The sequence below is a fragment of the Kitasatospora sp. NPDC017646 genome, from assembly GCF_044329365.1.
Classification (GTDB): Bacteria; Actinomycetota; Actinomycetes; order Streptomycetales; family Streptomycetaceae; genus Kitasatospora.
In genome coordinates this window covers 136,210-157,202 of the sequence record NZ_JBIRJC010000006.1, presented here as the reverse complement: position 1 = coordinate 157,202, position 20,993 = coordinate 136,210, and the positions used below count along the sequence as shown (strand labels likewise).

Below are 20,993 nucleotides of genomic sequence, written 5' to 3'. Positions count from 1 at the left end.
CCCCGGCACCGCAACTCGCGGTGCCGGGGCCGGAGTCCGGATGCCCGGTCAGCTCTCGCGGGCCGAGGCGTCGTCGATCAGGAACGCGGTACCCGGGGTCGCGCCGGTCTCGTGGGAGACCAGCTTGAGGCCGATGGTCGTCCCCCAGCCGACCTGCCCGATGAACGGGGAGAGGTCCACCGACTGGTACTGGTAGCCACCGGTCGCGTTCTGGCTGGTCCAGGTCCTCACCGTGCCGAGCGGCTGACCGGTGTACTGGTCGATCGCCACCAGCGACAGCGTGTCGGGCGCGGAGCCGGAGGTGTTGGTCGACTCGGTGTCGAGCCAGAAGGAGAAGGTCGCCTGCCCGTAGCCCGGGTAGGTGTTGAGGTAGGTGGTGATGGAGTCGTCCGTCCCGGTGTTCTGGCCGAGCCAGGCGTACCACGAGCCCGCGTGCGGCGCGTGCAGGCTGGACGGGGTGATGATGTTGTACCCCGACGGGCCCCAGGAGTCCGTCATCACCGTGTGGTTGACGTCCGCCGAGCCGTTCTCGAAGCCCGGGTCGATGAGCTGCTCGATCCCGCCGCAGCCCGTTCCACCGCCCGCGCTGACGCTCTCCCAGAAGCCGGTGGAGGCGGTCTTGCCCGCCGGGTCCGTCGCCGTCACGTTGATCCGCTGGTAGCCGTTGGTCGCGGCGGCGGTGCCGGAGATGACCCCGCTCCTCGCGTCGATCGCCAGGCCCTGCGGCAGCCCGGTGGCGCTGTAGGTGAGGGCCGAACCGGTGCTGGACACGCCCACCGCCGGGATCGACAACGGCTGCCCGGCCTTGTCGGTCCGGTCGCACATCGTGCTCACCGACACCGGCGGGCTGGCCACCACCGGGTCCGAGGCCATGCACAGGTGGTCGGCGTTGGACCACAGGGTCTGCAACGGGAAGCTGCCCGTCGCCAGGTCCTCGAAGAACAGCCCGCCGTTGGAACCCTTGGGGATCCAGGCGCACTTGTCGCCGATCTCCTGGCCGGTGGCGTCCGTCCAGCCACCCGGGGTGTTCGGGTCGCTGACCGTCTCCGCGTACTCGTGGCCGCCGATGATCCCGTAACCGTCCAGCCGGCCCCTCGGGGTGTTCTCGCCGAACCAGTTGGTGCCGCACCCGGCCACGTCCGTCAGGTACGGCATGTTGGTGTAGGCGAGCTGGCCGTACGGCGAGCGCTGGAAGTCGTGCCAGGCGCAGTAGCCGAGCTCCTTCCACTTGTCCGGGTCCGTGCCCTGCGGCGAGTCGATCACGTACTGGACGTTGCGGTTCTGGGCCTCGGTCAGGTTGCCGAAGTGCTTGGCGGCGGCCAGCGCCTCGGCGCCGAGCTGCGGCTCGGTCGCGGCCTGCGGCGCGGGGGCGCCGTTGTCCACCCAGACGCCCGCGAGCACGCTGCCCTGCTGCGGGTAGGGGATGTGCGCGGACCCGGCCGGGCACTGCACGGAACCGGTGGCGATGCCCTCGCAGTACTGGGTCAGGACGGCGCTCCAGCCGTCGCCGGAGCTGCCGAGGCCCTTGAAGAAGTCCTGCTGGTACGGGGCGGCCTGGTCCGGGTCACCGCTCGCGACGGTGTCGCCGGACGCGTTGGTGGACGCGGTCCCCCACTGGGAGCCCCAGAGCACCAGGTAGACCTTGGGCGCGCCGATCACCACGCCGGTCGACTCCTGGCCGCCCTTGTAGGTGACCTGGAGGTCGTACTGGTTCGCGACGTTGCCGTCGCCGTCCTTGCCACCGGTGCCCGGGTCGGCGCCGTCCACCAGCTGCGGTGTCTTCTTGCCGCCGGTGTTCGCGGCGGCGACCGGACCGGTCCTGGCCGCCTTGGCCCGGCGCGGCCCGGACTTCTGCGGGGCGGCGGCGGTCTTCGGGGTGCCGGGCTGGACGGCGACGGTGGCGGCCTGCGTCGGGTGGGAGTCGGCCATCGCGGACAGCGGGCTGCTGAGCGCGGCACCGGCCAGGGCCGCCGCGAGCGCCACCAGGGCGGTGCGCGGGGCGCGTCGGGAGGTGCGGGATCGGAATCTGAACACGGGTCGGGTTCCGTCTCTCGTGACATGGGGGAAGGGTGCACGGTCTGCGGTACGCGTACGGAGCTGACAGCTCGTCAACCGGATGCGGCGGGGATGGAAACCGGATCTCGCCCGGACCGCTGTGCAATGCGCCATATGATATTTCACTGACCGGCGCACACAAGGCCCAAGCCCGCACGGGGGCAGGGATTTTAACTGCCCCTTACCCGACTCGACCCGGTCTTGGCGGTCCCGCCGTCAGGCCCGCCGACCCGCGTTCGCCTGCGCCACCAGGAACGGCACCAACCCGCGCTCCGCCAGCGCCGACCGCCAGGCATCCCGGGCCTGCACCAACTCCCCTGGTCCGCTCACCTCCTCCGGCGCCGCCTTCGCCCGCGAGGCCGCCCCCAGCAGCCCCAGCCCGCCCACCAGCAGTGACACCGCCGCCACCCCGGCGGCCACCCAGCCGGCCCCCAGCAGCGCGTGCCCCAGCACCTCCGTGTCCTCGGCCAGCCCCAGCACGTACCCGAGCAGCAGGAACACCACCGCGGCCGCCACCGCGACGATCGGCACGATCACCCCCAGCACCCCCCACCACCCCGACGCCCGCTCCCCCGCCGGCGCGGCCACCGGCAGCCGCGCCTCCGCATCGGCATCCGCCCGCAACAGCGCGTACCGCTCGTACTCCGGCGCCGCCGCGGCCAGCACGTACTCGGCATTGTCCCGCGCCGTCCGCCGCAGCCGCTCCACCCCCCGCGCCTCGTCCCCGCTGTCCCGCAGCGCCGCCACCACCTGCGGCGCGGCCAGCGCCCTGCCGAGTTCGGTCTCGAAGTCGGCCCGGTCCTGCTGCGGCAGTCGAAGCGGTCTGTCCATGCTGTTCCCCCGTTGTGCGGTTGCGCCAACCCTTAATTCTACAGAACTGTAGAACACGGGGTTATGACGGAGTAGCCCTGTTCAGAGGTGGATTTCGACGCTCAGGAGGGCTCGGCCATCGGCACCCGGGTCAGGGCGGCACGAATGGTCTCAGCGGGGTCGGGTGTGGGGATACCCCACTCCCGCAACCAGGCGGCGATCTGGGACATCGAATGACCGGTTCGCCTCGACAGCTCCAGCAGCCGGACCAATTGGGCATTCTGGACTCGGCTCACCACGAAGGACCTCGTTCCCGGACTTCTGAAGAGCTCCACCGCTTCGTCCAGAGTCAGTCCGGCAGGCAGATCGTCACAGGACACCGCGAGACCGCGCGAGTTCAGGTGCCGTACGAGTGATCTCGGGTTTCGGTGGAGAGCTTTCGCCGCCAGGATCACCCGCGCGAACGGAATGGTCTCCGTCACCCGCAGGCCGTTCCAGTTCATCGCGCTGTCGGCCGAGAACAGCTCTGTATCCAAGCGGGTGAAGGTCTTCGGTAGCGTCATCAAAAGGTCGATGCCGAACACCCGGTACCTGTCGACCACCGCAGCCAACGTGGTCTTGCGGGCCCGGGCCACGTCAAACAGCCGATCGTAGGTCAGCCGCGAGCTCCCGAAGAGATCCAGATCCACGACGCTCGCATCCGCCGGGATGGTGCACAGCCGAAATCCGCACTCCGTCAGCATCTCAGCGATCCTCGCTGGCTCGATGCCCAGCTTCGCGGCTGCCCGGAGGAGATGCCTCGCGGGCACATCCACAGCACGGCTGAGCCACGGGCCCTCACCATCAAGGTTTCGGCTGAGCAGCTCGATGAGCTCGTCCGACGGGTTCTGCGGCAGGCCCAAGCCCTCCGCCCCGACCCCGTACTGCCGGATCGTCGTGCAAACCTGATCGGTCGACATGCCAAGCAGCCGAGCCGCCTTGGCAATGTGCCCGGGCTCGACCGATCCTCCCGGCTGAGGGCCGCTCCAGAGCTTTCCTCCTCCTGTTCGCATCCAGAGGAACACGGAGTCCGAGTCCACGGCGATCGCAAGATCCAGGGCATCACGCTCAACGGTCCACCCAGCACGCACCTTGGCGTCTGCCGCGTCTGCAACAGAGATGTCCTTGATGTCGGCCAGGACCAGGAGATCGTTGACGGTCGCCCGGAGCTCACGCGGCGCCGTCCGCCGGTTCACCGTCCTGCGTGCGAGGACTCCGAGGCCCGCAGCCCTGGCACGCGCCTCCTCCTGCGAGATCTCGAGCTCCGTCATGAGGTCCGGGATCCAGTCGTCTCCCCACGTCGTGGCGCGCCAGGATCTGGAGTCGCCGTCGCGGTTACGTGGTGCCAGTACAGCGAGGTCGGACGGCATAGCAGCACGGACCCGGGCCACTGTTATCTCCGGACACAGGCTGACGACCTCCGCCGGTACCCGCTCACCTCCGTGAGCCATCAGCCGCCAGAGCAGGACGTGATCTGGAACGCCGCCGTAGACCTTCCGCCGAACCAGGTCGTCCTCTTCAGACTCCGTGAGGATCTCGGCATCCGGGAGGAAGACGCCCGTCCGGCTGGTGTCGAACGACACCCCGCCATGCACGAGCACCCTCCCGTTCCGCACGAGTGCGGCGGCCACCAGATCCGCCAGGCAGAGGCTGTCCTTCGCCAATCGCTGGATCCACTCCATGCTCAGCAGTTCCGAGTCATTGAGCACGAGTTCGCCCACCGCTGCCTCCAGCAGAGCCCGCACCGTCGGCGCGAGATCACTGATCACGCGTCGGCGATCGACCGACAGCTTTCCGGGCGCCAGGTCCCCGTTCAGGTTCACCACCGCCCCGGTCAGCCCGGCGCGTCCCCGGGAGAAGACGCCTCGGACGAGCTCCGGCTCGACCACCAGGCCGTCGACCAGCAGTGCTCCGCCCCGCTCGCACCACACCACCTGCGCACCGTCCGGAGCAGCCGCCCAGGGGACGAACCGGCCACCCGCGTTGAACCCGAATGACTCGTCGTGCGGGGCCTCCCGCGGCCTCAGCTCCTGCGCCTGCCACCCGGCCGTCCGCTCGCCGTGGACAACCGTCGTGTCGAACTCCGCTATGCCCAGGAGGCGTTCGAGGACGTCCAGGACGGACCAAGACTCCCCCAGCTCGATGTCATCCCGCAGGTACAGGCGGACCGTGGTGCCGGGTTCACACCCCTTCGCCGACCGCTCGACGATTCGGAAGAGGTGGCTGGGGCCGTAGATGGAGACCTCGAGCTGCGGACCCAGCTGGCCGGTGGCGTCCATGCGACAGGTGGTGACTTGAATCTCGTCGGCGAGCATGAAGTAGCTCAGCACACCGATGCCGAAGCGGCTGTTGGGGTACAGCTCTACCGGCGGGTCCGTCTTCCGCCACTCGGCGCGTTCGAGTTTGAAGTCGAGTTGCTCGGCGAAGCGGGCTCCCGCGTTGGAGAAGACGCCGCGCAGCTCGGCCTCGCCCATGCCGACGCCGTTGTCCTGGCATTCCAGGTAGGCGCGGCCGTTCTCGTCCACGTCCTGGCGGAACTCGATGCGGCCCTCGTAGGCGTAGTTGGCCAGCGGGTGCGTGCGGTCCAGATACTGGGTGCGGGCGCGGCGGTAGCGGCAGGCATCGAGGGCGTTCTGGTAGAGCTCGCGGACGGCGAGGTCCCGGTCGCGGTAGAGCTCGACGCCCATGAGGAGGCTGCGGACGCGGCGTTCGTCCAGGCGGAAGCGGGCCCAGCCGGTGAATGCGCCAGAGGCGGGGGCGGCCTTGTCGGAGGTGAGGCGGGTGGGGAGCGGGTGGTCGGTGAGGACGCGGCGGACAGCGTGGAGGAGTTCGTCGGCCCGGGCGGTGTACTCGCGCAGTCCTTCGACGACGGCCTCGTGATGGCATTCGGCACGGAGCACCGGCAGGTCGTAGGAGCCGCCCCAGGCGGCGTCCTCCAAAGTGCGCCGGAGTTCGGCGAGGTCGACCTCGTGCGGGATGCCGAGGTGTTCGACGACGATCTCCGGCAAGGCGGTAATCTCGATGGCGGTGCCGTAGGCCAAGGCCAGCAGCAGGGCCAACCGCGGCTCGCGGACGTGCTGTTCGCCCGGGGCCCGCAGGTGGTCGTCCGCGCTGAGACCGGCGAGATAGTCGCGGTTGCCGACATCCGGACCTCGCCGCAGGCCGTGCAGGAGGGCGCAGATGCGCTTCGGCAAGAAGGTCTCGCCGAGTTCGGCCAGCGCCGGCAGCTGGTCGAGGAGCTCGCGGACGCCGTCCGGGTCCGCGAGGTCCTCGTGCTGGGCGAGCCAGCGGTGGAAGAGCCACCACCCCAGCGGTGCCGCCGAGCCGGGCCGAGTCCGGGCACGATGCGCAAGCAGGTCGTAGGACTCGATGAACTGCTCGTATGCCGCCCGGTCGCCGTCGGCCTCCGCACTCGGCCGGAGGTCGGTCGGCCGGACGAAAGCCCGCGCGGCCGCCAGGCGCAGTGAGCGGACCCGGTAGAGGAACGGCATCACGACCAGCAGCGCCGCCTCTGCCGGGTACAGGTCCAGCGGATCGTCCCCGAGCAGCCAGCCGACCCGCTCGGCGAAGCGCACGGCGACCCCTGGATCCTGCCACGGGTCCTCTGCGGGCCCCACCTCGTCCCGCAGCCCGCCCAGCTGCCGTACCACCGCGAGCGCCACACTCCGGTACGGCTCCACCCCCCGGTCCGCCCGGACGTGACGCCAGGCGCGCGACTCCGCCGCGCACCGCGCCCAGGGATCGTCATCCGTGGGCCCAGGGGCCCGCTCGCCCTGGTGGAGGTGCAGGTTCTCGATGGTCCCGGCCTGCACGGCCGCCCCGCAGACAACGCCGCTCATCGAGTTCGACGTTTGGCTCACCGCTCGTTGCCCTCCCCATGTGCAGGGCAACGAGCGTAAGGCAATCGCTCCTTCGCCGCCGTCAGGACCGCGGCGAAGGGAGTCCATCTCACCGCCGCCGGAGCCAGACCGTCCAGGTCAGCGCCGAGCACAGCAGGTAGGCCGCCAGGAAGGCCAGGTAGGCGGTGTCGCCGTTGTGGCTGGCCTGGAAGGACTGACGGAAGGCCAGGTTCACCAGGACGCCGCCGAAGGCGCCGATCGCGCCCGCCAGGCCGATCAGGGCCGACGCCCGGCGGCGGGAGTCGGCCTCGGCGGCCGCCGGATCGGCTCCGGCGGCGATCGCCGCGTGGGCGAGGGCCTGGTAGTGGGCCGGGATCATCTTGTAGGTCGAGCCGTTGCCGATCCCGCTGAGCACGAAGAGCGCGATGAACCCGCCGAGGAACAGCGGCAGCGAGCCCGTCCGGGAGGCGGCGAGCACCACCGCCGTGCCGGCGCCCATGGCGGCGAAGGTCGCGAGCGTCACCCGGGCGCCGCCGTGGCGGTCGGCGAGGCGGCCGCCGACCGGGCGCAGGAGCGATCCGAGGAGCGGGCCGAGGAAGGTGAGGGCGGCGGCCTTGACGGGGGTGTCGAAGCGGTCGTGGAACTGCACCTGGAGCACCTGTCCGAAGGCGAAGCCGAAGCCGATGAAGGAGCCGAAGGTGCCGACGTAGAGGGTGGAGACGGCCCAGCCGTACGGGTCCCGGGCGACCTCGCGCAGCGCGCGGCCCTCGCCGCTGGGGGCCACCGGAAGGTTGTCCATCCGCCACCGGGCCCCGGCCGCCGCGAGCACGATCAGCGGCAGGTAGATCAGCGGCAGCAGCCGGGGGTGGGTGGCACCGGCGGTGGCCAGGACCAGCAGGCCGAGGAGTTGGACGGCGGGGACGCCGAGGTTGCCGCCACCCGCGTTGACGCCCAGGGCCCAGCCCTTGAGCCGGTGCGGGTAGAAGGCGTTGATGTTGGCCATCGAGGAGGCGAAGTTGCCGCCGCCGACCCCGGCCACGCAGGCGACCGCGAGGAGGGTGCCGTACGGGACGCCGGGCTCCAGCACCACCGCCGCGAGGGCCGTGGGCACGAGCAGCAGCAGGGCGCTGACCACCGTCCAGGTGCGGCCGCCGAAGCGGGCGACGGCGAAGGTGTACGGCAGCCGGAGCAGGGCGCCGAGCGCGGTCGGCAGGGCGGTGAGGGTGAACTTGCCCGCGGTGTCGATGTGGTACTCGGGGCCGAGGAAGAGGACCAGCACCGACCACAGGCTCCACACCGAGAAGCCGATGTGCTCGGACAGGACGGACAGGACCAGGTTGCGCCGGGCGATCCGGGCGCCGTCGCGCGCCCAGAACTCCTCGTCCTCCGGGTCCCAGCCGGTCAGCGGGGCGGCCGCTCTGGCCTCGACGGCGGCGGTCATGCCGCCGCCTCCGCGTCCAGGGCCCGGACCGGCCAGCGGCGCAGTACGGCGGGGGCGCCGTCGGGGGTGGTGTCCTCGTCCAGGCAGCGCCCGTCGGTGAGGTCGTACACCTGCTTGTACATCGGCGAGATGAGGGTCGGCCGGTCGCCGCGGCTGCCGAGCAGGCCGCGGGAGAGGACGGGGGCGCCGCTGAAGGGGTCGAGGTTGTCGACGGCGTACAGCTGCCCGGAGCTGTCGCGGAACAGCGCGACCTGGCCGGCCTCCGGGAGCAGCACCGCGACGCCGCGGCCGGGTTGGAGGTCGGAGAGGGTGCAGACGGTCTGCCAGCGGTTGCCGTCGTGGATCTGTACGGTCACGGGGTGAGCACCTCCAGTCGGGCCCCGGCGACCAGCACCGGGGCGTCGAGGGTGTGGCCGGCCTCGCCGGGGCGGGCGGGGCGGATCTGGCCGCGTTCGGGGACGAAGGTCACGGCGGGGTCGGGCGTGCCGGGGGCGTTGACGAAGGAGGCGAAGCGGCGCATCCGGTCGGGGTCGGCCAGGGTTTCGGCCCATTCGTCGCGGTAGCCGTCGATGTGACGTGCCATCAGTTCGTCGAGGTCGGCGGCGATGCCGAGCGAGTCGTCGAGGACGACGGCCCTCAGGTGGTCGAGGCCGCCCTCCAGTCGCTCCAGCCAGACCGAGGTGCGTTCCAGCCGGTCGGCGGTGCGGATGTAGAACATCAGGTAGCGGTCGATGGTGCGGACGAGGGTGTCGCGGTCGAGGTCGGCGGCGAGCAGGTCGGCGTGCCGGGGGGTCATGCCGCCGTTGCCGCCGACGTAGAGGTTCCAGCCGGCCGAGGTGGCGATGATGCCGAAGTCCTTGCTCTGCGCCTCGGCGCACTCGCGGGCGCAGCCGGAGACGGCGGCCTTGAGCTTGTGCGGGGAGCGCAGCCCCCGGTAGCGCAGTTCGAGTTCGATGGCGAGGGTGGTGGAGTCCTGGACGCCGAAGCGGCACCAGGTCTCGCCCACGCAGGACTTCACGGTGCGCAGCGACTTTCCGTAGGCATGCCCGGACTCAAACCCGGCGTCGACCAACTTGCGCCAGATCAATGGGAGTTGGTCGACGGTGGCGCCGAACATGTCGATCCGCTGGCCACCGGTGATCTTGGTGTAGAGGCCGTGGTCGCGGGCGATCTCGCCGATGGTGATCAGCCCCTCGGGGGTGATCTCGCCGCCGGGCACCCGGGGCACCACCGAGTAGGAGCCGTTGCGCTGGAGGTTCGCCAGGAAGTGGTCGTTGGAGTCCTGGAGGGCGCCCTGTTCGCCGTCCAGGATGTGGCCGTTGCCGAGGCTGGCCAGGATGGAGGCGACGGTCGGCTTGCAGATCTCGCAGCCCTCGCCGCCGACGCCGTGCCCGGCGAGCAGTTCGGAGAAGCTCGTCAGCCCCGTCACCCGGACGATCTCGTACAACTCGGCGCGGCTGTGGGCGAAGTGCTCGCACAGGCCCTGGACGGTGGAGACCCCGGCGGCCTCCAGCTCCTCCTTGACGACGGTGCCGAGCTGCTTGAGGCAGCTGCCGCAGCCGGTGCCGGCCCGGGTGCACTTCTTGACGGCGGTGACGCTGTCGGCGCCCTGCTCGCGGACGGCGGCCCGCACCGCGCCCTGGGTGACGTTGTGGCAGGAGCAGAGCACCGCCTCGTCGGGCAGCGCGACCGGCCCGGCGGAGCCCGCGAATCCGGCCGGCAGCACCAGCTGTTCGGGCGCGACGGTCAGCGGCTTCCCGGCGACGGCCAGCGGGCGCAGGGCGCCGTAGCCCTCGGTGTCGCCGACCAGGACGCCGCCGAGCAGCGCGCCGTCGGCACCGATCACCAGCTTGCGGTAGACGCCGCTGCGGCTGTCGCTGTACAGCACGTCGAGCGCGCCCTCGGCGCTGCCGTGCGGGTCGCCGAAGCTGGCGACGTCGACGCCGAGCAGCTTGAGCTTGGTGGACGTGTCCGCACCCGTGAAGCCCGTCCCCTGCTGCTCCGCGATGGTGCGGGCCGCCGTCTCGGCCATCTGGTAGCCCGGGGCGACCAGCCCGTAGACCCGCCCGTCGACGGCCTCGGCGCACTCGCCGATGGCCAGGACGGCAGGGTCCTCGGTGCGGCAGTGGGCGTCGACCACGACGCCGCCGCGCCGGCCGACCGGCAGTCCGCAGTCCCGGGCGAGCTGGTCGCGGGCGCGCACCCCGGCGGAGAAGACCACCAGGTCGGCGGGCAGCTCCCGGCCGTCGGACAGGGCGAGGCCGCGGACCCTGCCGTCCGGGCCGGTGAGCACGCCGCTGGCACCGGCGCTGGTGTGGACGGTGACGCCCAGCTCCTCGATCTTGCGGCGCAGCGCGGCGCCGCCGCCGTCGTCCACCTGGACGGCCATCAGCCGGGGCGCGAACTCGACCACGTGGGTGGCCAGGCCCCCGGCCCGCAGCGCGCCGGCCGCCTCCAGGCCGAGCAGTCCACCGCCGACCACCACGCCGGTGCGGGCGGTGGCGGCCTCGGCGCGGATGGCGTCGACGTCCTCGATGGTGCGGTAGACGTGGCAGCCGGGCGCGTCCGTGCCGGGCACGGGCGGAACGAAGGGCACCGAGCCGGTGGCCAGCACCAGGACGTCGTACCGGACTTCGGTACCGGACCGGGTGGTGACGGTCCGCCCGGCCCGGTCGATCGTGCTGACCGGGTCGCCCAGGCGCAGGTCGATGCCGTGCTCGGCGAGGAAGCCGGACGGGCAGAGCGCGAGGTCCTCCGGCGTGCTGCCGGAGAACAGCGAGCTGAGGTGGACCCGGTCGTAGGCGGGCCGGGGCTCCTCGGCGAGCACGGTGACCCGCCACCCGCGGGCGGCCGGCTGCTCGCTCCAGGCCTCCAGGAAGCGCTGGCCGACCATGCCGTGGCCGACCAGGACGAGGTCGCGGACCGTACGGTCGTCCGCCGTCATCCCAGTACTTCCGGTCATCGAGGGACTCCTTGGGTGAGCAGGTGCAGGGGGTGGCCGGCGAGGGCTCCGCCGTCGGCGAAGGCGCCGGCCAGCGCGTCCACGGTGGCCAGGTCGCCGAGCAGGATGGCGCCGACCAGCCGGTCGCCGCGCAGGACGAGCTTCTTGTAGCTGCCGCGAGTGGCGTCGGTGAGCCGCAGCACGTCGAGTCCGGGGTCGAGGGTCTCGTCGACGGCGCCGAAGGCCGCGTACTCCAGGTCACCGGTGCTGAGCCGGGCGCGCGGGCTGGTGCCGGAGTAGCGCGCGTCGGGCTCGGCGCCGGAGAGGCGGCGGGCCAGCACGTCGGCCTGTTCCCAGGCGGGGCCCGCGAGTCCGTGGACGGTGCCGCGGTGCTCGGCGCAGTCGCCGATCGCGGACACGTGCGGGGCGGCGGCCAGCCGGTCGTCCACCAGGACGCCCGTGGCGACGGGCAGCCCGGCGGCGTGGGCGAGCGCCGTGCGCGGGCGGGTACCGCAGGCGAGCACGACCAGGTCGCAGTCCAGCCGGTAGCCGCTGGCCAGCTCCACCGATCCGGCGCGCTCGCCGCCGTGGACGGCCCGGGCGCGGTTGCCGGTGTAGCAGTCGACACCGAGCGCCTGGAGGCGTTCGCGCAGCACGGCGGCGGCCTCCGGATCGAGCTGGCGCTCGATCAGGTGCGGTGCCTGGTGGACGATCTCGGTACGGACGCCGAGCGCGGCCAGCGCCCGGGCTGCGCTCACGCCGAGCACCCCGCCCCCGATCACCACCGCCCGCTTCGCCCCGACGGCCTCCTCGGCGAGCCGGGCGCAGTCCTCCAGGGTGCGCAGCGTGTGCACGCCCTCGGCCAGCCCGTACCCGTCGGTCCGGCGCAGCCCGCGCACCGGCGGGAGCGCCGGGTTGGCGCCGGTGGCGAGCACCAGTTCGTCCCAGGGTTCCACGGTGCCGTCGGCCAGCCCCAGGGTGCGGGCCCCCAGGTCGAGGGCGACGACCTCGCAGCCGGGCCGGACCGAGGCCCCGCCGAGCGGCAGCGCGATCGACTCGGCGTCGTAACGACCGATCAGCACCTCGGCGAGCAGCACCCGGTTGTACGGGGCTCGCGGCTCCGCGCCGTAGACGGTCACCGCGCCGGCCCCGCCGAGGGCGGCGTACCGTTCGGCGAAGCGGGCGGCCGCCATGCCGCCTCCGACCACGGCGATCCTCATGTCGTCACCTCCAGGTGGGCGCGCTCGACCCGGACGGCGCAGAGCTTGAACTCCGGCATCCGGGAGACCGGGTCGAGCGCCGGATTGGTGAGGCTGTTGGCGCGGCCCGCGCCGGCCCAGTGGAAGGGCATGAACACGGTGTCCGGCCGGATGGCGTCGGTGATCCGCGCCGGGGCGACGGCCCGCCCGCGCCGGCTGGTGACCGCGACCGGCTCGCCGTCCGCGACCCCGAGCCGCTCGGCCAGCCGCGGGTGCAGCTCGACGTACGGGCCGGGCGCGGCCCGGTTGAGCTCGGCGACCCGGCGGGTCTGCGCGCCGCTCTGGTACTGGGCGAGCACCCGGCCGGTGGTCAGGTACAGCGGGTACGCCGCGTCCGGCTCCTCGGCGGCCGGGCGGTGGGTGACCTGGACGAAGCGGGCCCGGCCGTCCGGGGTGGCGAAGCGGTCCAGGAACAGCCGCGGGGTGCCCGGGTGCTCCTCGGACGGGCAGGGCCAGAACACCCCGTCCTCGGCGGCGATCCGCTGGTAGCTGATGCCTGCGTAGTCGGCGTCGCCGCCGGCCGAGGCACGGCGCAGCTCGGCGAAGGCCTGCTCGGCCTCGACCGGGAAGCCCTCCGGCACGCCCAGCCGGGCGGCCAGTTCGCGCAGCAGCCACAGCTCGCTGCGCACCCCCTCCGGCGGGTCGAGGGCGCGGCGGCGCAGGGTCACCCGGCCCTCCAGGTTGGTGGTGGTGCCGTCCTCCTCGGCCCACTGGGTGACCGGCAGCACGACGTCGGCGAGCCGGGCGGTCTCGGAGAGGACGAGGTCGGCGACCACCAACAGGTCCAGCGCGCGCAGCCGTTCGGTGACGTGCCCGGCGTTGGGCGCGGAGACCGCCGGGTTGGAGCCGGCCAGCAGCAGCGCCCGGACGCCGCCGGGCTGCCCGAGGCCGTCCAGCAGCTCGTACGCGGACCGGCCCGGGCCGGGGATCGACGCGGGGTCCACCCCCCAGACGGCGGCGACGTGTTCGCGCGCCGCCGGGTCCTCGATCGAGCGGTAGCCGGGCAGCTGGTCGGCCTTCTGGCCGTGCTCGCGCCCGCCCTGGCCGTTGCCCTGGCCGGTCAGGCAGCCGTAACCGGCGTACGGGCGGCCCGCGTTGCCGGTGGCCAGGCACAGGTTGATCCAGGCGCCGACGGTGTCGGTGCCCTTGCTCTGCTGCTCCGGGCCGCGCGCGGTGAGCACCATGCCGGTGGCGGCCCCGCCGAACGTCCGCGCCGCCGCGCGGAGTTGGTGGACGGGGACGCCGGTGATCCGCTCCACCCGGTCCGGCCAGTGGGCCATCGCCGACTCGCGGGCCGCGTCGAAGCCGGTCGTCCGCCGGTCGATGAACCCGCGGTCCACCAGGCCGTCCGCGATCACCAGGTGGAGCAGGCCGAGGGCGAGCGCCAGGTCGCCGCCCGGACGGGGCTGGAGGTGCAGGTCGGCCAGCTCCGCCGTCCGGGTGCGCCGCGGGTCGACGACGATCAGCTTTCCGCCGTTCTCGCGCAGTTCGCGCAAGTAGCGAACGGCCGGCGGCATCGTCTCGGCCGGGTTGCCGCCGACCAGGATCAGGCAGCCGGTGTGGGGGACGTCGGCCAGCGGGAACGGCAGGCCGCGGTCCAGTCCGAAGGCCCGGCGGTGCGCGGCGGCGGCCGAGGACATGCAGAACCGGCCGTTGTAGTCGATGTTGGCGGTGCCCAGCACGACCCGGGCGAACTTGCCCAGCAGGTACGCCTTCTCGTTGGTCAGCCCGCCACCGCCGAACACGCCCACCGCGTCCGCACCGTGCTCGGCCCGGGTCCGGGCCAGCCCGGCGGCCACCCGGTCCAGCGCCTCCGGCCAGCTAGCCGAGCGCAGCGGTGCGCCGGGCCGGTCGCGCAGCAGCGGACCGGTCAGCCGGGCGCCCCGGGCCAGCAACGCGGGCGCCGTCCGGCCCTTGGCGCACAGCGCGCCCCGGTTCACCGGGAACTCCGGGCGCTCCAGCACCTCGACCACCGTGTCCGCGCCCGGCGCGTTCGGGCCCACCGCATCAGGGCCCGGCGCACTCGGGCGCAGCGCACTCGGGCCCGGCGACAGCCGCATGCCGCACTGCAACGAGCAGTACGGGCAGTGGGTGTCGGTGGCCGCGGCGAGGGCGGCGGGGCTGGTCGGCGTCATGCCGAGAAAGGTCGCCGCCCGCTGTTTCACGACCGCTTCGACCGTGTTGCGGCCGCGGTACACCTCGCTCACGCCGCCCGGCCGCCAGGGTGCACGCCCCGACATCTGACGTAACCGCAGAGGCATCTTCGCTTACCGGCAGGTGACGGCCGGGCAATGCCCCCGTAACACGCGCGGCGGAGGCTGGCCCGCATGGCACCGACCCTCACCCCGCCAGGACCGCTCACCGGCTTCATCGTCGGCGTCACCGCCGCACGCCGCCGCGAGGAGCTCACCGCCCTGCTCGCCCGGCGCGGCGCCCAGGTGGTCGAGGCACCGGTGCTGCGCATCCTGCCGCTCGCCGACGACCTCGCCCTGCGCGAGGCCACCGAACGCTGCCTCACCGCCCCGCTCGACTACGTGGTCGCCACCACCGGCGTCGGCTGGCGCGGCTGGATGAGCGCAGCCGAGGGCTGGGGCCGGGGCGCCGCCCTCGCCGAGTCCTGCCGCGGCGCGGTGGTCCTCAGCCGCGGCCCCAAGGCCACCGGGGCGGTGCGGGCCAGCGGACTGGACGAGCGCTACTCCCCCGCCACCGAAGCCACCGACGAACTGCTCACCTGGCTGCTCGCCCGCCCGCTGGCCGGGTGCCGGATCGCCGTCCAGGAGCACGGCGTCCGCCTGGACTCCTTCGCGACTGCGCTGCGCGAACGGGGTGCCGAGGTGATCTCCGTCCCCGTCTACCGCTGGGCGCCGCCGGAGGACCCGGGCGCGGTGCGCAGGCTCCTCGACCAGACCGTCCGCCGCCAGGTGCACGCGCTCACCTTCACCAGCGCACCCGCGATCACCGCCCTGCTCGCCGTCGCACGGGCCGACGGGCTGTACGAGGCACTGCTCGACGCGCTGCGCGAGGACGTGCTGCCGGTCTGCGTCGGCGCCCTGTGCGCCCGGCCGCTCACCGACCTAGGCCTGCCCGCCGTCCACCCCGAACGCGGCCGCCTCGGCGCACTGGTCCGGCTGCTCGCGGACACCCTGCCCGGCCGGGCCCGCCGCGAAGTCGACATCGCCGGGCAGGTGTTGACCCTCCAGGGGAACGCCGCCCTGGTCGACGGCGAGAGCCACTGGCTCAGCCCGCGCGGCGCGGCGGTGCTGCGGGCCCTCGCCGAACGCCCCGGCCGGGTGCTCAGCCGCGCCGACCTGCTGCGCGCGGCCTGGCCGGACGCGACGGCCGACGAACACGCGGTCGAAGCGGCGGTCGGCCGGCTCCGCGCGGCTCTCGGGCCGCACGCCACGCTGATCCGCACCGTGCCCAAACGCGGCTACCGACTGGCTGCAGGCTGATGGCACCGGTGCTGCTCGCCGTCGCCCACGGCAGCCGCGACCCGGCGGCGGTCACCTCGACCCGCGCCCTGTTCCGGCTGGTTCGTTCGCTCCGACCCGAACTGAGCGTCCGCTGCTGCTTCCTGGACCTCGCCCGACCCACGCTCGGCCAGGCCCTGGCCCAGCTCTCCGATCAGCGGCCGATCCTGGTCCCCCTCCTCCTCGGCACCGGCTACCACCTGCGGGTCGACCTGCCCGCCGCCCTCGCCACCGCCGGACTGCCGCTCACCCACCTCGCCCCCGCGCTCGGCCCCCACCCGCTGCTCGCCGAGGCCCTCGCCGACCGCCTCACCGAGGCCGGCGCCCCCGCCGACGCACCCGTGGTGCTGGCCGGTGCCGGTTCCTCCGACCCCACCGCCCTCGCCGACACCGACCGGATGGCCGACCTCCTCGCCACCCGCCTCGGCCACCCCGTCACCCCCGCCCACCTCTCGGCGGCCACCCCCACCCCCCACCAGGCGGTGGCCGCCCTCCGGGCCACCGGCCACCCCGCCGTCGCCCTGGCCACCTACCTCCTCTGCCCCGGCTTCTTCGCCCGCCGCGCCGCCGCGGCCCCCGCCCGGTGGACCGGCGCACCCCTGGCCGCCCACCCCGCCGTCGCCCGCCTGGTCCTCCACCGCTACGACCGGGCCCGCACGGCGGCCGAACTCCCCGCCGCCGCCTGACCGGTCCGCCGAACCGCCGGAGCCCCACCTCGGCTACCGTCTGCCTGATCCCGTAGGCGGCTCAAGCCGCACCGCGGGTAGACGATGAGGGGGCACGGTGGATCAGAACGACGGACCGGGCGTGGGGCTCACCCCGGCGGAGACGGCCGCTCTCCTGCTGGGCAAGATCCGGCAGGGTCACGACTACGCCCGCGGGAAGAAGGAGCGTTTCCGTCGGCGCGCGTCCGTGATCAAGCTACTGACGCTGGCGCTGTCCGCCGCCTCCACCATCCTGCTGGGCCTGCACCAATGGACGGACCTGGCCTTCGCACTGGTGGCCCTGGTGACGGCCCTGGCAGCCGCCGAGCCGTTCTTCAACTGGCGCTCGCGGTGGGTGCTGATGGAGGAGGCGCAGTACCGCTTCCGGCGGCTCGCCGACGACCTGGAGTACCTGGTGGCGTCGACGGCCCCCGAGGACCTGGCACGTCACCGGCTCGACGCCGTCTTCGACCGGTACCAGGCGGTCTGGGAGGACCTGAGCCGCACGTGGCTGGAGCAGCGCCGTGAAGCCGTGCCGTCGTCGAGCGCGTGACCCGCACCGCCCCGGCCCCCACGTCCGGGAAGCAGCGACGAGGCCCCCGGCCCGGTGGACCGGGGGCCTCGCGTCCAGCCGCCCGTGGGTGCCGGTTCAGCCGGTGACGCTGGCGGCCCCGGTCTCGATGTGTCCGGCGGCACGGCGGATCCAGCTGGGGTCGCTGCTGACGGTGACGGTGAAGTCGTACCAGCCCTGCGCGATGGTGACGGCGTTGAAGTAGTCCTTGACGGTCGCGCCGGGGGCGACCTGGTAGGTCCAGGTGCCGGTGCGGTAGTTGCCCGCGGTGATGGTGAAGGTGACGGCGCTGGTCCCGGTGTTGGTCATGGTGAACCAGACCGCCGGGTCGCCGGTGTCCGGCGCCGCCGCGTAGGAGGTGGTGGCCTCCACCGTCCCGCCCCCGGTGGTCACGTTGCCCGCGAAGCGGCGCAGGGCGCGGTTGGGGCCGAGCACGGTGAGGTCGTACTGTCCGTTGCCGTAGCCGGCGCCGATGTCGAACGCGTCGCGGGCGCTGCCGTCGGTGCCGGTGGCGGCGTCGTACGGGGCGACGGTGTACTGCCAGGGGCCGCCGCTGCGGTAGGCGTCGGCGTAGACCGAGTAGTGCGCCCAGGCGGTGGCCTGCGGACCCTGGTTGGCCAGCTCGATCCAGAGCCGTATCCGGCCGTCGGCGCCGGTCTCGATCCGGTCGACCCAGGCGTTGGGCTGGTAGGGCAGGGCGCGGGCGGGCTTGGTGCCGGGCTCCTGGGTGGGCATGGCGTTGGTGCCGGGGCTCGGGTTGATCTGCACGTTGGCGGCGGCCTGGCTGAGGGTGGCGCTGGTGTCGGGCAGCGCGGGCAGGCCGTGGACGGGGTTGGTGAAGTCGAAGGCGCCGGTGAGGTCGCCGCAGACCTGCCGGCGCCAGGCGCTGATGTTGGGGCAGACGGCGGGGGTGCCCAGGGCGGCCGTCCAGGTCTCCAGGAAGCGGATGACGCTGGTGTGGTCGTAGACCTGGGAGTCGACCCAGCCGCCGCGCGTCCACGGCGAGACCACGATCATCGGGACGCGGAAGCCGAGGCCGATGTTGGTGCCCTGGTAGAACTCGCCGGCGGTGCCGGCCGGCGCCACCGGCGGGGGCACGTGGTCGAAGAAGCCGTCGTTCTCGTCGTAGTTGAGGAACAGGACGGTCGAGTCGAAGACCTCCGGGTCGGCCGCCAGCGCCTGGATCACCAGGTTGACGAAGTGGGCGCCGTTCTCCGGCGGGCCGTCCGGGTGCTCGGAGAACAGCTGGCTGGCCACCACCCAGGAGACCTGGGGCAGCGTGCCCGCGAGCGCGTCGGCCCTGATCGCGGCGGCGATGTCGTCCGGGGTCGAGCCGGTGCTCGGCACCGAGCCCATGCCGCGCTGGACGAGCGGGCTCGAACTCGGCGCGCCGGTGAACTGGTTGAAGTAGGCGAGGCCGTTGTCACCGAAGTTGTCGTGGGCGTTCTGGTAGACCTTCCAGCTGACGCCCGCGTTCTGCAGGGTCTCCGCATAGGTCTGCCAGTGCAGGCCCGACTCGGAGCCCCCGTCGTAGGCCGGACCGCCCGCGGTGGCGCCCGGGTCGATCGTGCCGGACCACAGGTAGGTGCGGTTGGGGCCGGTGGCCGAGAGGATCGAGCAGTGGTACGCGTCGCAGATGGTGTAGGCGTCGGCCAGCGCGTAGTGGAACGGTATGTCCTCGCGGGCCATGAAGCCCATGGTGCGGTCCGAGCCCTTGGCCGCGATCCAGGAGTCCATCCTCCCGTTGTTCCACGCCTTGTGCTGGGTGGACCACGAGTGGTCGAGCGAGCCGTCGCACTGCGCCAGCTGCTCGGCGCTGACGCCCCACCACCAGGTCTTGGTCTTGCTCAGCTGCCAGGGGTACTGCCGCCCGCTGCCGTTCGGCTGCTCGAACACGCTGGTGCCGCCCGCGATCCGGACGGCGGTGCGGTCACCGAATCCGCGCACGCCCTTCAGCGTGCCGAAGTAGTGGTCGAAGCTGCGGTTCTCCTGCATGAGCACCACGACGTGCTTGACGTCGCGGATCGTCCCCGTCGTGGTGGCGGACGCGCTGGACAGCGCTCCGGGCAGGGCTGTGTCCAGCCCGATGGCTGCGCCGAGGGCGGCGGCCGAGCCCAGGAAGGTACGACGGGTGACGGGTGACACGTGAGGCCTCCGAGAAGTGTGGACAGCTCCGGCGCCCGCGACCGTTCGGTAGCCGGACGACTACCGCCCGGTAGCCGGGGTGGCGGAGAAGTTATACCTGACGGGCCGTGGGCGGTGCCCCGCGCCCCCTGCCCGCCCGGTCACCGACCCCCGGCCCGTGCCGCCCGTGGCTCCCGCCCGACTGCGTCGATGAAGCCCAGCAGCCGCTCGTTCACCAGCTCGGGCCGCTCCAGGTTCAGCCCGTGGCCGGCCCGGTCCACGATCTCCGCCCGCACGTCCGGGATCAGCGCCCTCACCCGCTCCACCACCCGGCGCGGGCGCAGCAGCGCGCTGCGCCTGCCCACCAGCACCAGCGCGGGCAGCCGGACGGACGCCAACTCCTCGTCCGTGAAAGGCCGGGCCGGCGGGCGGCTGCTCGGCTTGTAGCCGCGCATCGCGAGCATCATCGGCGCGATCATCGCGCGCGGCGCGCTGAGCGCCGGATTGGCCAGCAGCCGGCCGACCGCCGGGCGCAGCGGCGGCGGGGCGAGCATGCCGAACAGGCCGGCGACCATGTGGACGTAGAACCGCATGGGCACCTTCTCGATCCCGCCGGGGTCCAGCGAAGTGACGGAGGCGAGCCGTTCGGGCCCGTGGACGGCCTGGTTGAGCGCCAGCCAGCCGCCGTAGGAGACGCCGACCAGGTGGACCCGGTCCAGCCCGAGGCCGACGAGGACCTCCCCGAGCCAGGCCGCGTTCTCCGCCGACCCGGCCGCGACGGTCCGCTGCACACTGCGGCCGGGGTCGTCGAGCGTGTCGATCGCGTACACGGGGTGGTGTTCGCCGAGCGCCGCGATCTGCGGGTACCAGTTGGACGGGTGCCCGGCGTGACCGTGCAGCAGCACGATCGGCTCGCCGGTCGTCGCGCCGTAGCGGTGGACGTGGACGGTGCCGTAGCCGGTCTCGACGTCGAGTTCCCGGCGCGGGCTCGGCCACAGCTCCATCGCCCGGTCGTACGCGTCGAGGAACTTCGTCCTCGCCGCCTCGCTGGTGAAGTGTCCGACGCTGGTCCTGGTCATGATCCCTCCCGGTTTGATGGTATGGTTGTACCACAAAAACATCCGAAAGGAACCCGATGCCGAAGCTGGTGGATCACGAGGCGCGGCGGGCCCACATCATCGACGCCCTGCTCCGCTCGGCGGCGAGCAGCGGCCTGCACTCCGTCACCATGCGCTCGGTGGCGGTCGAGGCGGGCGTCTCGGTGCGGCTGGTCCAGTACTACTTCGACACCAAGGAGCAGCTGCTCCTCGCAGCCATGACCCGCCTCGCCACTCGCATGGGAGAGCGGGTCCGGCGCCGCGTCCGCGCCACCGGCGCGGCCGCCGACCCGCGCGGCATCGTCGAGGCCGTCCTGCTCGAAGCCGTCCCCACCGACGAGGAGAGCCGGGCCTTCCACCTCATCTACACCGAGTACGCCGTACTCTCCGTCACCGACCCCGCGCTCGCCGGACAGGCCTTCCTCGCCGCCCCCGACGAGATGGAAGCCTTCCTGGTCGCCCAGCTGACGGCCGCCCAGTGGGCCGGCACCGCCGACCCCCGACTGGACGCCCGCCAGGAGGCCGTCGTCCTCCTCGCCGTCTCCGCCGGCCTCGGGCTGAGCGTCCTGCTCCGCCAGCGCACGGCGGACGAGGCCACCGCCGTCCTCCACTACCACCTCGGCCGGATCCTCCCCCGCTGACG

14 protein-coding genes are annotated in these 20,993 nt (G+C 73.1%); 4 read left to right on the top strand and 10 right to left on the bottom strand.

Annotation, left to right across the window (positions count from 1 at the left end; all coding sequences use genetic code 11):
- Positions 1-48: 48 nt before the first annotated feature.
- The 8 genes from ACH4J0_RS12820 to ACH4J0_RS12785 all read right to left on the bottom strand — a co-directional run bounded on the left by ACH4J0_RS12820 (position 49) and on the right by ACH4J0_RS12785 (position 14,519).
- Complete coding sequence (locus ACH4J0_RS12820) at positions 49-2,034, bottom strand: putative Ig domain-containing protein (protein WP_396239211.1); 1,986 nt, start codon at positions 2,032-2,034, stop codon at positions 49-51.
- A 237-nt stretch (positions 2,035-2,271) separates the two neighbouring features.
- Positions 2,272-2,886 carry a hypothetical protein gene (locus ACH4J0_RS12815; RefSeq protein ID WP_396239209.1) on the bottom strand — a complete coding sequence of 205 codons (615 nt, stop codon included), beginning with the start codon at positions 2,884-2,886 and terminating at the stop codon, positions 2,272-2,274.
- A gap of 101 nt (positions 2,887-2,987) precedes the next feature.
- Positions 2,988-6,743 carry an ATP-binding protein gene (locus tag ACH4J0_RS12810; RefSeq protein ID WP_396239207.1) on the bottom strand — a complete coding sequence of 1,252 codons (3,756 nt, stop codon included), beginning with the start codon at positions 6,741-6,743 and terminating at the stop codon, positions 2,988-2,990.
- Positions 6,744-6,852: 109 nt separating this feature from the next.
- Positions 6,853-8,184 carry a nitrate/nitrite transporter gene (locus ACH4J0_RS12805; RefSeq protein WP_396239205.1) on the bottom strand — a complete coding sequence of 444 codons (1,332 nt, stop codon included), beginning with the start codon at positions 8,182-8,184 and terminating at the stop codon, positions 6,853-6,855.
- On the bottom strand, positions 8,181-8,540 hold the full coding sequence (nirD, locus tag ACH4J0_RS12800; protein WP_396239203.1) for a nitrite reductase small subunit NirD: 360 nt from the start codon (positions 8,538-8,540) through the stop codon (positions 8,181-8,183). Before nirD ends, ACH4J0_RS12805 begins: the two co-directional genes overlap by 4 nt.
- Complete coding sequence (gene nirB / locus ACH4J0_RS12795; RefSeq protein ID WP_396239201.1) at positions 8,537-11,146, bottom strand: nitrite reductase large subunit NirB; 2,610 nt, start codon at positions 11,144-11,146, stop codon at positions 8,537-8,539. Before nirB ends, nirD begins: the two co-directional genes overlap by 4 nt.
- Positions 11,143-12,345 carry an NAD(P)/FAD-dependent oxidoreductase gene (locus ACH4J0_RS12790; RefSeq protein ID WP_396239199.1) on the bottom strand — a complete coding sequence of 401 codons (1,203 nt, stop codon included), beginning with the start codon at positions 12,343-12,345 and terminating at the stop codon, positions 11,143-11,145. The genes nirB and ACH4J0_RS12790 overlap by 4 nt, the downstream gene beginning before the upstream one ends.
- A complete protein-coding gene (locus ACH4J0_RS12785; protein WP_396239489.1) occupies positions 12,342-14,519 on the bottom strand; it encodes a molybdopterin oxidoreductase family protein in 2,178 nt (725 codons plus the stop codon). Before ACH4J0_RS12785 ends, ACH4J0_RS12790 begins: the two co-directional genes overlap by 4 nt.
- 192 nt (positions 14,520-14,711) lie before the next feature.
- Between ACH4J0_RS12785 and ACH4J0_RS12780 the strand changes: the two genes are divergently transcribed.
- The 3 genes from ACH4J0_RS12780 to ACH4J0_RS12770 all read left to right on the top strand — a co-directional run bounded on the left by ACH4J0_RS12780 (position 14,712) and on the right by ACH4J0_RS12770 (position 17,111).
- Positions 14,712-15,836: a uroporphyrinogen-III synthase gene (locus tag ACH4J0_RS12780; RefSeq protein ID WP_396239197.1), complete on the top strand. Its 1,125-nt coding sequence runs from the start codon at positions 14,712-14,714 to the stop codon at positions 15,834-15,836.
- Entirely contained in the window at positions 15,836-16,540 is a 705-nt protein-coding gene (locus ACH4J0_RS12775; RefSeq protein ID WP_396239195.1) for a sirohydrochlorin chelatase, read from the top strand. The genes ACH4J0_RS12780 and ACH4J0_RS12775 overlap by 1 nt, the downstream gene beginning before the upstream one ends.
- A gap of 97 nt (positions 16,541-16,637) precedes the next feature.
- Positions 16,638-17,111 carry an SLATT domain-containing protein gene (locus tag ACH4J0_RS12770; RefSeq protein ID WP_396239193.1) on the top strand — a complete coding sequence of 158 codons (474 nt, stop codon included), beginning with the start codon at positions 16,638-16,640 and terminating at the stop codon, positions 17,109-17,111.
- Between the two features lie 96 nt (positions 17,112-17,207).
- On the opposite strand, the gene ACH4J0_RS12765 is transcribed toward ACH4J0_RS12770, so the two are convergent.
- Both ACH4J0_RS12765 and ACH4J0_RS12760 read right to left on the bottom strand, forming a co-directional pair.
- A complete protein-coding gene (locus tag ACH4J0_RS12765; RefSeq protein ID WP_396239191.1) occupies positions 17,208-19,274 on the bottom strand; it encodes a phosphocholine-specific phospholipase C in 2,067 nt (688 codons plus the stop codon).
- Positions 19,275-19,414: 140 nt separating this feature from the next.
- A complete protein-coding gene (locus ACH4J0_RS12760; protein ID WP_396239189.1) occupies positions 19,415-20,332 on the bottom strand; it encodes an alpha/beta fold hydrolase in 918 nt (305 codons plus the stop codon).
- Positions 20,333-20,388: 56 nt separating this feature from the next.
- On the opposite strand from ACH4J0_RS12760, the gene ACH4J0_RS12755 reads away from it, so the two are divergent.
- Complete coding sequence (locus ACH4J0_RS12755; protein ID WP_396239187.1) at positions 20,389-20,991, top strand: TetR/AcrR family transcriptional regulator; 603 nt, start codon at positions 20,389-20,391, stop codon at positions 20,989-20,991.
- Positions 20,992-20,993 lie beyond the last annotated feature (2 nt).

Excerpts from the sequence above, each read along its gene's own strand:
- ACH4J0_RS12805 (WP_396239205.1), bottom strand. The coding sequence starts at position 8,184 with ATGACCGCCGCCGTCGAGGCCAGAGCGGCCGCCCCGCTGACCGGCTGG.
- ACH4J0_RS12815 (WP_396239209.1), bottom strand. The coding sequence starts at position 2,886 with ATGGACAGACCGCTTCGACTGCCGCAGCAGGACCGGGCCGACTTCGAG.
- ACH4J0_RS12760 (WP_396239189.1), bottom strand. The coding sequence starts at position 20,332 with ATGACCAGGACCAGCGTCGGACACTTCACCAGCGAGGCGGCGAGGACG.
- ACH4J0_RS12780 (WP_396239197.1), top strand. The coding sequence starts at position 14,712 with ATGGCACCGACCCTCACCCCGCCAGGACCGCTCACCGGCTTCATCGTC.
- ACH4J0_RS12775 (WP_396239195.1), top strand. The coding sequence starts at position 15,836 with ATGGCACCGGTGCTGCTCGCCGTCGCCCACGGCAGCCGCGACCCGGCG.
- ACH4J0_RS12810 (WP_396239207.1), bottom strand. The coding sequence starts at position 6,743 with ATGAGCGGCGTTGTCTGCGGGGCGGCCGTGCAGGCCGGGACCATCGAG.
- ACH4J0_RS12790 (WP_396239199.1), bottom strand. The coding sequence starts at position 12,345 with ATGAGGATCGCCGTGGTCGGAGGCGGCATGGCGGCCGCCCGCTTCGCC.
- ACH4J0_RS12755 (WP_396239187.1), top strand. The coding sequence starts at position 20,389 with ATGCCGAAGCTGGTGGATCACGAGGCGCGGCGGGCCCACATCATCGAC.
- nirB (WP_396239201.1), bottom strand. The coding sequence starts at position 11,146 with ATGACCGGAAGTACTGGGATGACGGCGGACGACCGTACGGTCCGCGAC.
- ACH4J0_RS12785 (WP_396239489.1), bottom strand. The coding sequence starts at position 14,519 with ATGACGCCGACCAGCCCCGCCGCCCTCGCCGCGGCCACCGACACCCAC.